This is a genomic window from Echinicola strongylocentroti, assembly GCF_003260975.1.
GTDB classification, from domain to species: Bacteria; Bacteroidota; Bacteroidia; order Cytophagales; family Cyclobacteriaceae; genus Echinicola; species Echinicola strongylocentroti.
In genome coordinates this window covers 1278787-1290536 of sequence record NZ_CP030041.1, presented here as the reverse complement: position 1 = coordinate 1290536, position 11750 = coordinate 1278787, and the positions used below count along the sequence as shown (strand labels likewise).

At 45.1% G+C, this 11750-nt stretch carries 7 protein-coding genes; 5 read left to right on the top strand and 2 right to left on the bottom strand.

The window, feature by feature from the left end:
- Positions 1 to 189: 189 nt before the first annotated feature.
- Positions 190 to 1806: a guanine nucleotide exchange factor domain-containing protein gene (locus tag DN752_RS05000; RefSeq protein WP_112782938.1), complete on the bottom strand. Its 1617-nt coding sequence runs from the start codon at positions 1804 to 1806 to the stop codon at positions 190 to 192.
- Positions 1807 to 2202: 396 nt separating this feature from the next.
- Between DN752_RS05000 and DN752_RS04995 the strand changes: the two genes are divergently transcribed.
- Both DN752_RS04995 and DN752_RS04990 read left to right on the top strand, forming a co-directional pair.
- The gene (locus DN752_RS04995; protein WP_112782937.1) at positions 2203 to 3465 is read left to right on the top strand and encodes a glycoside hydrolase family 117 protein; all 1263 of its coding nucleotides are present in this window, start codon (positions 2203 to 2205) and stop codon (positions 3463 to 3465) included.
- Between the two features lie 9 nt (positions 3466 to 3474).
- On the top strand, positions 3475 to 4887 hold the full coding sequence (locus DN752_RS04990; protein WP_112782936.1) for a sulfatase-like hydrolase/transferase: 1413 nt from the start codon (positions 3475 to 3477) through the stop codon (positions 4885 to 4887).
- Positions 4888 to 4943: 56 nt separating this feature from the next.
- Here DN752_RS04990 and DN752_RS04985 read toward each other — a convergent pair whose 3' ends face one another.
- Positions 4944 to 5810 carry an AraC family transcriptional regulator gene (locus DN752_RS04985; RefSeq protein WP_112782935.1) on the bottom strand — a complete coding sequence of 289 codons (867 nt, stop codon included), beginning with the start codon at positions 5808 to 5810 and terminating at the stop codon, positions 4944 to 4946.
- 110 nt (positions 5811 to 5920) lie between these two features.
- Here DN752_RS04985 and DN752_RS04980 point away from each other — a divergent pair, with 110 nt between their 5' ends.
- The 3 genes from DN752_RS04980 to DN752_RS04970 are packed head-to-tail and all read left to right on the top strand — an operon-like array spanning position 5921 to position 11748.
- Positions 5921 to 9145: a DUF1553 domain-containing protein gene (locus DN752_RS04980; RefSeq protein ID WP_112782934.1), complete on the top strand. Its 3225-nt coding sequence runs from the start codon at positions 5921 to 5923 to the stop codon at positions 9143 to 9145.
- A 3-nt stretch (positions 9146 to 9148) separates the two neighbouring features.
- On the top strand, positions 9149 to 10642 hold the full coding sequence (locus DN752_RS04975) for a DUF1501 domain-containing protein (protein WP_112782933.1): 1494 nt from the start codon (positions 9149 to 9151) through the stop codon (positions 10640 to 10642).
- Positions 10642 to 11748, top strand: a complete 1107-nt coding sequence (locus DN752_RS04970) for an NHL repeat-containing protein (protein ID WP_245949462.1) — start codon at positions 10642 to 10644, stop codon at positions 11746 to 11748. The genes DN752_RS04975 and DN752_RS04970 overlap by 1 nt, the downstream gene beginning before the upstream one ends.
- Positions 11749 to 11750: the final 2 nt, after the last annotated feature.

Below are 11750 nucleotides of genomic sequence, written 5' to 3'. Positions count from 1 at the left end.
CTAGACAACGATGTAAAACAGTGTGTAACGGCTCGTTGCAGCCTTTTTTATGGTGTTAGAGTGTTTTTTCGAAAGAATAAAAATGAGGAAGATTGTCCATATGTTACCGGATATGAAACATATGGACAAGAGGTGAAATGGTGGAAACTGACGATAAAGTAAAAAGAAAGTGATGTGCAGAATAGCAGTTTATATATTCCCTATATAGTCTTCTAGGTTGACACTTCTATCCAGTTGTAGTTTTTTTCTTAGGCGGTACCTATTCGTGTGCACGGACTCTACAGAGATGGCCAGTAAACTTGCCATTTCCTTACTTGACATATTCAATTTGATCAAGGCGCAGAGTCTGTGGTCATTATGGTTGAGTTTTGGGAACTTGACCTTCAATCGCTCATAGAACCCAGTGTTGATCTGGATAAACCGCTTTTCGAACTCATCCCAATTTCGGGTAGAATGAAAGTCGATATTTTTTATCAATGTGTTGACAGGCGTCTTTTGGTCGTCTTTTTTAAGTTCCTTGAGCTGTGTCTTGATGTCCATTAGCAGCTCATCCTTTTCGATCAATTGCACCGTGCTGGCGATAAGCTCCTTGTTCTTGATTTCTAGTACCTCTTGGGCTTTTTGGACTTCCAAGGCTTGCTTTTTCTTAAGGTATTCTTTTTCAGCTTTGAATTTTTTGGTTCGATTACGGATATATACTCCGCCGATAAATGCACCAAATACAATGATAATGGCCAATATCACCTTTTGAAGAAAGGACACGCGGTCTTTGTGCTCCAAGGTTTCGAGCCGTTGTTGCTGGAGGAGTTCTTCCTGCTTTTCCTTTTCTAAGCGAAAGAGGTCCTGTATTTCCAACAAACCGGTATTGCTGGGGCTTCTGCTGTCAAAAAACTGATCATCCAAGCTTTTGGCTTCTCCCAGACTGATATAGGCATTTTTGAAATCCCCTATTTGTGCATATAGATCAGATAGCTTTTTGTGTACCAAGGAAGAGAAGTCGATGTGGCTATGGTATTTGGCTGATGTTTCTATGGACTGCAAGTAATAATTTTCACTAGCTTGAAAGTCCTTTTGTACTTTGTAATAGTCTGCCAGATAAGCATAGACCAGCACGAGATAGCTCGGTGTGTTTTTTTGAAACCAAGGTATGATTTCTTTCGATATGGAAATGGCTTTTTCGGGGTCTCCGGTTTCTGACAGGACATAGCCTTTTTCAAAGAACACATAAGGGGATTCTACAGGCGTAACGGTAGGGGGCAGTATCTGAAAACAACTGTCCAAGTACTTTTTGGCCTCAAAGGGCATTTGGTTTTGTCGGTAAAGGGCCACCATTCCCAGGTAGTTGTTGATCAGTTCATTTTTATGGATCTCACCGGCCTCGATAAGTTTCTTATTGATATCAAGGGCAATGTTCAGGTAATTGAGTGATTTGTTGATCTTTTTATAGTACCCGTAGGTTTGGCCGATTTTATAGTAGATGGTTCCTCTGGCATATTCTAAGTTGGCCTTCGTCGCCAAGTCGAGCGCTTCCCAGTATCCATCGTAAGCCATTTTATAGCGTGCGTGGTTTCCATGGATATTGGAGATACGGTTGATGATGTCGATGGCGCCGAGGGTGTCGCCTTTATGGAGAAGGTCGGCTTTACATTGCTGGAAGAGCTTTAAGGAGGCTTCCGGATCAATGGTTTTTAAACTATCCCCTTCGATACACCGGCCTTTTTTATAAATCCCTTGAGGAGGAAACTGTTTGGCAGCGATTGGTTCAGCGAGTACCAACAAAGATAGTAAGGCCATTAAAAGGTTCATTGGCCGTATATCTTGAAATTTACTGGAGATTAAATGGATTGGGTTCATGTTAATTAATCTAGTAGATTGTCAGATGTAAGTTAGACAGCTTTAGAAATAGTCTAGTAGCTGGTATGTTTTTATTGGATGGTCATATGTCTCTTTACTATTGTATTCTTCTAAAATTTTAATGGTCAATTCGGAATATGGATGAATTTTTTGTTAGTAAGTAAGTTTTAAATTTATGGAATTGTACAGTAATTTAAATAAGGATGTTTAGGGTTTTATTGTACTGTACAGTTTTTGTCTAGGAGGAGTATTGCCGTGGTTTATGGATTTACCATCATTTTAGGGGAAAAGATTTATTGCCTGACGGCTATTTAATGATTTAAATAACTTGAAATAACCTTAAATACGATGAACAGAAAATTAACTATGGCGCTAGTAGGAGGGCTGACAATTACCATGAATGTCTTTGCCCAAGAGCAGTCATCCAAAGCGTTTCCATTTGTCTTGCCCAAAGAAAAGCCGGATATCGAACTCAGTGCAGCGTTGGAAAGAAACTACGATGCCTACCCCGCACCCAGGCCAGAGGACAATGAATTGTACAGCCAGTTTAAATATACAGAATTAAAGGGCTTCGATTATAACGGCCACGACGGGACCATTTCAAGAAGGGACCCTTCTAAAGTGATCTATGCCAATGGCCAATATTACGTTTGGTACACCTATAGGAATACGCCGCTCCCACCACAGGGAGCTGAAAAATCCAATGATACCATCCCCTCATCAGATTGGGACCTGTCGGAGATTTGGTATGCCACGAGTAAGGACGGTGTCCATTGGGAAGAACAGGGCGTGGCAGTGCCGAGACCTCCTAAACCACAAGTGGGATGGCGCTCAGTGACGACAACAGACATACTGGAATGGGAAGGAAAATATTACCTGTACTATCAAGGATTTATGGAAGCCAGTGGCAAGCGGGGAGATGACTGTCCAGTGGCCGTTTCCTATGCCGACTCGCCTGACGGTCCTTGGACGCCGTACAATGAAATCGTCATCCCCAATGGAGGACCAGGAGAATGGGATCAGTTTTCCATTCATGACCCCCAACCTATTGTGCATGATGGTAAAATTTACCTATACTACAAGTCTGATTTTGATGGTGATCCTAATTTGGTAAGGATGCAAGGACTGGCCATAGCCGATCACCCGCTGGGTCCATTCAGAAAACATCCATTGAATCCGGTTATCAATAGTGGACATGAGACCACACTTTTTCCGTTCAAAGAAGGCATCGCTGCTCTGGTCATAAAAGATGGAAATGAGCACTTTACCATTCAATATGCAGAAGATGGAGTGAACTTTGAAATCGCTGCGATCACCAACCTGATGCCGACTGCAGCTGGTCCTTTTATGCCTGATGCTTTTACGGATACGGATTATGGCAAAGGCATCACTTGGGGCATTTCACATATCACGAATGCTACGGACTGGAAACACAACCACGCTATCCTGCTAAGGTTTGATTGCGACCTGAGCTTGGATACCCATGACCCGGAAATGAAAAAGCACAATTACTATTATAAGCCGGAATTCTATTATCAACATGGCCTCAGCAAAAAGCAACAGCAAAGAGTGGCAGAAGAAAATGCCCAGGTAATGGAGGACATGAAATAGGGGAGCATAATGGGCACAAAGAATAGGGTACATTTATGGGTACTGATAGTGACAGCCTTTAGCTGCACGGTAACAGTACAAGGACAACAAAAGAAGCCCAATATCGTGTTGCTTTTCAGTGATGACGCAGGATATTATGATTTTGGTTTCCAAGGAAACAGCGGCTTTCCCACGCCTTACCTGGATGCGTTTGCCAATGAAAGTGTGGAGCTCGATCAGTTTTATGTTACTGCTGCGGTTTGTGGTCCATCACGGGCTGGATTATTGACAGGGATGTACCAGCAGCGATTTGGCTACGAGGAAAATAACGTTCCCGGCATTATGAGCGCTTCAGGTCTTACTGGTGATGAAATGGGCCTTCCGGTAGGCTTGAATACCATAGCTGATTATCTCAAGCCCTTAGGCTACAGGTCGATGGTCATCGGAAAATGGCATATGGGCAATGCGGACAGATTCCACCCCCTGGACCGCGGGTTTGATGAATTTTATGGTTTCCGTGGGGGCGCCAGAAGTTTTTGGCCCTTGGATGAAGACCAAAAGGCCAGTCGACCCGAAGACCGAATGGAGCGTGGCTTTGGGGAGTTTGAAGAGCCAGAGCGGTACCTGACAGATGTATTTGCCGATGAAGCCTGTCGTTTTATCCGTGATAATAAAGACCATCCTTTTTTTCTTTACCTGTCTTTCAATGCCGTTCATACACCACTGGAGGCCAAGGAAGAGGATTTGGCCATGATAGAGGGGCTTTCAGGAAAACGAAAAAAAATGGCTGCCATGACCTTGGCAATGGATAGGGCTTGTGGACAGGTGCTGAACCAGCTCAAAGAGTTAGGTCTGGACGAAAATACCCTAGTGGTCTTTACCAATGATAATGGAGGGCCTACTGATGCCAGTGCCGCCAATAACTATCCCCTTAGCGGGACTAAAGCCAATCACTTGGAAGGGGGAATCCGGGTTCCATGTCTAGTACGGTACCCGGCGGGGCTTTCCGGGAGGAGCTCCTATTCATTTCCCACTTCCACATTGGACCTCTTGCCTACCTTTTATGCAGCTGCGGGGGGAGATCCTAAGGTGTTGGAAGGAAGCGACGGAGTGAATCTGTTGCCTTATCTTTCGGGGGAGATTGCTGAAAGGCCCCATGATAAATTATTCTGGAAAAAAGAGAATCGAGGGGCCATTCGAAAGGGAGACTGGAAATTGTTGCGTTTTCCAGACCGACCCGCAGAATTGTACAATATCCGTCAAGATGAAAGAGAAGAAAAAAACCTGGCCTATGACCATCCCGATATGGTGCGTAAGCTATACAAGGAGCTCTTCGAGTGGGAGCTTTCACTAGAGCGTCCTTTATGGCAACTAAAAAGGGAGTATGAAGGAAAAGCGATGGAGCGGATGGACAGGTACCGGACACATTACCCAGAAAAATAACGGTGGCAATCTGATCATTCACCACTATCTGGTCAAAATCACCTGTTTTGTGTGCTTTATTGTCTTCCCAAGAGGTCTTTTCTGTATTGCCCTGGACTCTTTCCTGTCTGATTCTTGAATAATCTGGACATATAACTAACGTATTCAAATCCGGTTTTTTCGGCAATAACCGGCAATGGATCGTTGGTGGTGGCAAGCAATACTTGCGCCCGTTCTATTTTTCGGGATTGTATATATTTCAATGGCCGAATACCAAAGGTCTTGTGGAAGAGACTGGAAAAGTAGTCTGTGCTTAAATTGACTGCATCGGCGACTTCCTGAACGGTAAGGTCCCTGTGTAGGTTTTGGCGGATGAATTTAGCAGATTCTTGGATTTTACCTTCGCTAATAGAGGGCTGCTTGGAGATTTTGGTATGGCGTATAAACCGGGACAAAAGGAGTTGTAACAGGCCATGGGTTTCTAAGGATTTAGAAGGAGGCATTTCTTGGTTTTTTACTTTGAAACTTTCAAGCTCAGGATACCTGTCATATACCTTAGGGTCGTCATTGATCAAGTTTCTGCCTGGATTGATTTCGATTATTCGTTTGAAAATCAACTCGTCAGCAGGTACTGCAGGTACTTCATAGCTAAAGTTAAAGTGGTCAAAGACAGAACCAGCGTCTCCGATGTCTTCGACGACCCCCAAGTAATATTGGACCTGGAAATATTCACAAAAATACCGTCCAAAAGTAAAGCTTGGAATAAGGTATAGATGGCCAGGTTTGAGATAGAATACTTCATTGGAATGGTTCACTATGCCCGAACCATCTTTGATCAGGTATAGCCGATAAAATGGACTGATCACATTATCAAAATTCCATCTGTTGTCGAGCCTAGCTTTGCCGGCGTGGAGCAATTGTAACTGTAAGGAGTTTAGTTTCATGTGTTGTTGCTATATATCGGAAATGTATATTTTTTAATCGAATTACTATAATAGAATTAAATTCTATTTGAGAATATTTGTAAAAGTATAAAAAACAATAAAACCCATTTATGAAAAGTTATATACGTTTAATATTTTTCTTGATCAATATTATATTTTGGTCATGTTCGGAGCCGATTCCTCCCGAAATAGAAGAAGTGTATAATGACCTTCCTGAGCAATTGGATTTTAACATCGATGTAAAACCCATACTATCTGATAAGTGTTTTGCTTGTCATGGTCCAGACAAGGGGACGATAAAATCGGGGCTTCAGCTGCATATGGCAGAGACTGCACATGGTTCAGGTGATTCTGGAGAGCGTGCCATCGTTCCGGGGAAACCAGGGAAAAGCGAGGTCGTCAGACGGATATTGAGCGATGATAAAAATGTGGTGATGCCCAGCCCTAAGTCCAATCTTTCACTAACCGACCGTGAAAAGGCCATATTGGTAAAGTGGATAGAGGATGGAGCCGAATATGAGCCTCATTGGGCCTTTAAAAAGCCAGAAAAGAAAGAAGCACCGGAAGTGGCCAATGAAGAGAAGGTCCACAACGATATTGATCGTTTTGTCTTGTCCAAGTTAGAGCAGAAAGGGCTGTCCTTTGTCGAAGAAGAGGAAAGACCGCTTTTGCTTCGGCGGTTGTCGTTGGACCTGACCGGACTTCCTCCAAGTCCAGCTGAAATAGAGGCGTTTGTAAACGACCAGTCTCCCAATGCTTATGAAAAGCAAGTAGACCGGCTATTGGAGTCGCCACACTATGGAGAGAAGATGGCGATGGACTGGATGGATGTGGCCAGGTATGCCGACACGTATGGGTATCAAGTAGACCGTTACCGAGACATGAGCCCGTGGAGGACTTGGGTCATTGATTCTTTCAATGAAAACATGTCCTATGACCAGTTCTTGAGTTGGCAGATCGCAGGGGATTTATATCCCGACCCGACCAAAGAGATGCTGTTGGCTACTGGTTTTAACCGTCTTCATCCCCAGAACATGGAAGGTGGTATTGTGGATGAGGAGTTTAGGGTAGAGTATGTGGCTGACCGGGCATCCGTATTGGGCCAAGGAGCTATGGCGATGACCATGGCCTGTGCCCGCTGCCATGATCACAAATACGATCCCATTTCCCAAAAAGACTTTTTCGAATTTTATGCCTATTTCAATAACCTTAATGAGACAGGGCAGATTTCATGGGATGCCGGAGATATTCCTGTTCCCAATATGCTTTGGCCCAATGAAAAGCAGGAAAAGGTCTTGGCTTACCTAGAGGATATGGAAAAGAAAGATGAGAACAAGCTCAAAAAAGCAGCTGAAGAAGGGAAAGCACAAGCGGAAGAATGGATAGAGAACCAAGAATATCAGAAAATCTCCCTTTCGGATTTGGACGGAAGGGCAGGCCGGTTTGACCTTAACGGTAACCTGACCAATACCGTCACGGGAAAATCAGGAAAGATGGATAGGAATGCCACGAAAGGTGAGCAGCCTACTTTTGTAGAAGGTCGGTCAGGAAAAGCATTGAAAATTGATGGGGATGCTTGGCTCGACCTTAAGCCTGTCGGAATATACAAGAGGAACGAGGAGTTCAGTATTGGGATGTGGGTCCATCTTCCGGATTCACTGAAAGAAGGTGTGCTCTTCCATAAAAACAAAGGGGCCCGACTGCACAGTTATAAAGGGTATCACCTGTATTTAAGGGACAATAAACTAGAGCTACTAATGGCCCATACCTGGCCAGATAATGCTATTGAGAAACATACGGTGCAGGAAATCCCCAGGGAAAAGTGGATCCATGTAGCGATGACTTATGATGGTAGCAGTCAGGCAGAAGGACTTAAGCTGTTTATGAACGGTGAAGAAATGGAGATGACTGTCGTCAACGACAACCTCTATAAGGACATTATATTTGGAAACTATGAAGACCAAATCTATAAAGATCCAATAGAACCTGGCCTGAAAATCGGCGGAAGATGGAGGGGCTTTGGCATCCGCAATGCAATGGTGGATGAAATTCAGGTATATGGTAGGCAGCTGACAGGTCTTGAGGTACTCGCTTGGGCAGGAAAAGACCCCCCTCAGATGCTTGAAAAAACATCCGATCAGCTATCTAAGACAGAAAAGGAGCTCTTATACGAATATTACCTAAAACAGGTTTATCGTCCCTATCAAGAGGTAGAAAAAGAATTGATGCAAACGCGGACGGCCCTAGTGGACAGTACTGAGCAGGTACCAGAGGTCATGATCATGAAGGAGATGGAAAACAGGCGTCAGTCCTATCTACTGGAGAGAGGATTGTACAGTGAGCATGGAGAGGAGGTTCAGCCGGATGTTCCTGAAAGGATATTGCCCATGCCAGAGGATTACCCAAAAAACAGACTTGGATTGGCCAAGTGGCTTTTTCATCCTGACCATCCACTCACCTCTAGGGTGGCGGTCAACCGATATTGGCAAAATTTCTTTGGTAGGGGGATTGTGAAGACCAGTGAGGACTTTGGCAACCAAGGGGAGCTGCCTTCCCATCCTGCCTTATTGGATTATCTGGCGATAAGTTTTAGAGAAAGTGGCTGGGATGTGAAAGCTCTTAACAAGCAGATCGTCATGTCAGCGACTTACAGGCAGTCGTCTAAAGTAGCTGAGGAAATAAGAAAGAATGATCCTGACAATACCTACCTTGCCAGAGGCCCAAAAGTACGCCTGAGCAGTGAGATGATCCGTGATAATGGCCTTGTAGCGAGTGGTTTGCTTGTGGACAAGGTAGGGGGCAAAAGCGTCCGCCCTTACCAACCAGAAGGATTATGGGCCATGAATGCCGATACCTATGTGCAGGATACGGGAGATAAGCTCTACAGGAGATCCCTCTATACGATTTGGAAGAGGACAGTACCGAATCCCACCCAATCTACATTTGACCAGCCCAACAGGAGTGAGTGTACCGTAAGAAGACAAAAGACCAATACGCCGCTACAGGCCTTGGTACTGTTGAATGACCCTACTTTCGTGGAGATCTCTAAAAAGCTGGGAGAAGAAATGACCAAGGAAGGGGAAAATGAAGCCGCCATTAGCCGGACGTTCATCAAGCTCACCGGTAGGGAACCGAAAACAGAAGAGCTGCGGTTACTTACCGAACTCAAGGAAAAAGAATACGAGAAATTCGCCAACAATCCTCAAAAAGCCAAAGGCTGGCTGGAAGCAGGCGAGTACCAAGTAGATCCCCAACTGGATCTACTGGACATAGCCGCCAATGCAGTTGTGGCCAGCGTAATCATTAATTCAGATGCAGCAATAACAAAAAGATAACCTATGTGTCACCATCATGATATCTTGCGCTCCTCCGATCAGGAGATGCAACAGGAAGAAAAAAAGATAGATAGAAGGCAGTTTTTGACCAGGACCTCTCTAGGGCTGGGAGCAGCTGCTTTGGGAAGCCTGTTTGGGGCTGACAAGCTATTTGCACGAAACAGTGGCTTGCCACCGGTGGGCAGTGGTGGATTACCGGGGCTTCCCCACCATCTCCCCAAAGCCAAACGTGTCATTTACCTCTTTATGAGTGGAGGGCCGTCCCAGTTTGAAACATTTGACTATAAACCGGCCTTGTCGGATATGTTTGGAAAGGAACTTCCGGCAAGTGTCAGGGGAGAGCAGCGGTTGACAGGGATGAGTGCCCAGCAGTCGTCGCTGCCGATTGCGCCAAGTGCCTATAAATTTGACCAATACGGTGAGAGCAGGGCTTGGGTAAGTGAGCTGATGCCTCATACCGCCGAAGTGGTGGATGACCTGTGTTTTATAAAGTCCATGCAAACCGAACAGATCAACCATGACCCTGCCATTACGTTTTTCCAGACAGGACACCAGTTGCCGGGCAGGCCATCCATCGGCTCTTGGGTCAGCTATGGCCTAGGCTCGTCCAATGAAAACCTGCCCACGTTTATTGTCCTTAACTCCAAAAACGCAGGAGGCCAGCCCATTTATTCGAGGTTATGGGGCAATGGTTTTTTGCCTACCCAGCATCAAGGTGTCCAGTTTAGGTCTGGAAAGGAACCGGTGTTGTTCCTAAACAATCCTGAAAATTATGATGGCGAGGATCGGGCAGAAATGTTGAAATACCTGAAGCAACTAAATGAGATTCAGCATAGCGCCTATGGGGATCCGGAGATATTGGGCAGGATAGCCCAATATGAAATGTCCTATAGGATGCAGACCTCTGTGCCAGAAATCACCGATATGTCCGACGAACCCGACCATATGTTTGATATGTATGGAGAAGATAGTAGGGATTCAGGAACCTATGCGGCCAATTGTCTAATGGCAAGAAGGTTATTGGAAAAAGGCGTGAAGTTCGTACAGCTTTATCATAGGGGATGGGACCAGCATAATTATTTGCCAGGAGGCATCCGTAATCAATGTAAGAATACCGATCAGGCCACAGCAGCCCTTATCAAGGACCTAAAACAACGGGGAATGCTTGAGGATACTTTGGTGATCTGGGGAGGTGAATTTGGGCGCACGGTATATTCCCAAGGGAAATTGACCCCCGATAACTATGGTAGAGACCACCACCCACGGTGCTTTACGATGTGGATGGCCGGTGCAGGAGTGAAACCTGGATTTACCTATGGAGCTACGGATGATTTTAGTTATAATGTAACGGAAAACCCGGTGCATGTCCATGATTTTCATGCTACCCTATTGCACCTGCTGGGAGTGAATCATGAAAAACTTGTTTTTAAGCACCAAGGCCGCCGTTTTAGACTCACCGATGTAGGGGGGCATGTAGTAAAAGATATTTTAGCATAATGATAAACTCAAGGAGAAAATTTATAGGAAACACGGCCATGGCCCTAAGTGCAGCGAGTATGTTTCCCAATATCAGTCTGGGGATGGGAAAATCCACACGACTGGAAGATCAAATCGTCGGACACGGAGACTATAGATATAAAGTGAAGCGGGACTGGGCCAAGATAGGCTTGGCTCAAACTTCCCTCCTCAATTGCCATGAAATGGTCATGGACAGTAAAGGTAGGCTCCTGATGATAGGAGACCATACCGATAACAATATCTTGGTTTTTGATAAGTCGGGAAAACTGCTGGATTATTGGGGGACACAATACCCCGGAGGGCACGGACTTACCATCCATGATGAAGGGGGAGAGGATGTCCTTTATATTGCGGACTGCGGCTGGTTCATGGACAGAAATGGAGCCATGCAGAGACAGGCAGGTTTTGTGTCGAAGACCGATATAAATGGAAGGCTGATTTTTAATCTACCAGATCCGCATACCATCGGGGTCTATAAGGAAGACGAGCCATTTATGCCTACTGAGATAGCCGTAGGCCCCAATGGGGATATTTACGTGGCTGATGGATATGGATCAGATTATATCATTCAATATGACCATAAAGGCCAATATAAACGACATTTTGGCGGCCATCACAATGAAAATGCAACTGAAAATCTGCAGAATGCCCATGGCATAGCCATAGACTACCGAGGTGAGAAACCGGTGCTGGTATGTACCTCGCGGACTGAAAATTGCTTCAAGTATTTTACCTTGGAGGGAGAATATATCAAGACGGTGGAATTACCAGGGCTGTATGTTTGCCGACCTGTCTTTGATGATGACAACCTGTACGCAGGTGTTTGCTGGAGCAAGACCAGGGACGAAAACAAAGGCTGGGTACGTGATACGGGGTTTGTTACGGTGATGGAAGGAGATAGGGTCGTCTCCAATCCCGGAGGCAGTTCGCCATCCTATGAAAATGGAGAACTACAACAAATGTATAGGGCTGAGACGCCCATTTTTAACCATGGCCATGATGTATGTGTGGATGAGGACAAGAACCTATATGTGTGCCAGTGGAATGCCCACCATACGCCGCCCATTAAACTAGAAAGGATATAACG

What these genes read in the sequence shown, in the direction of transcription:
- DN752_RS04970 (WP_245949462.1), top strand. Translation starts at nt 10,642, where the DNA reads ATGATAAACTCAAGGAGAAAATTTATAGGAAACACGGCCATGGCCCTA.
- DN752_RS04990 (WP_112782936.1), top strand. Translation starts at nt 3,475, where the DNA reads ATGGGCACAAAGAATAGGGTACATTTATGGGTACTGATAGTGACAGCC.
- DN752_RS04995 (WP_112782937.1), top strand. Translation starts at nt 2,203, where the DNA reads ATGAACAGAAAATTAACTATGGCGCTAGTAGGAGGGCTGACAATTACC.
- DN752_RS04980 (WP_112782934.1), top strand. Translation starts at nt 5,921, where the DNA reads ATGAAAAGTTATATACGTTTAATATTTTTCTTGATCAATATTATATTT.
- DN752_RS04985 (WP_112782935.1), bottom strand. Translation starts at nt 5,810, where the DNA reads ATGAAACTAAACTCCTTACAGTTACAATTGCTCCACGCCGGCAAAGCT.
- DN752_RS04975 (WP_112782933.1), top strand. Translation starts at nt 9,149, where the DNA reads ATGTGTCACCATCATGATATCTTGCGCTCCTCCGATCAGGAGATGCAA.
- DN752_RS05000 (WP_112782938.1), bottom strand. Translation starts at nt 1,806, where the DNA reads ATGAACCTTTTAATGGCCTTACTATCTTTGTTGGTACTCGCTGAACCA.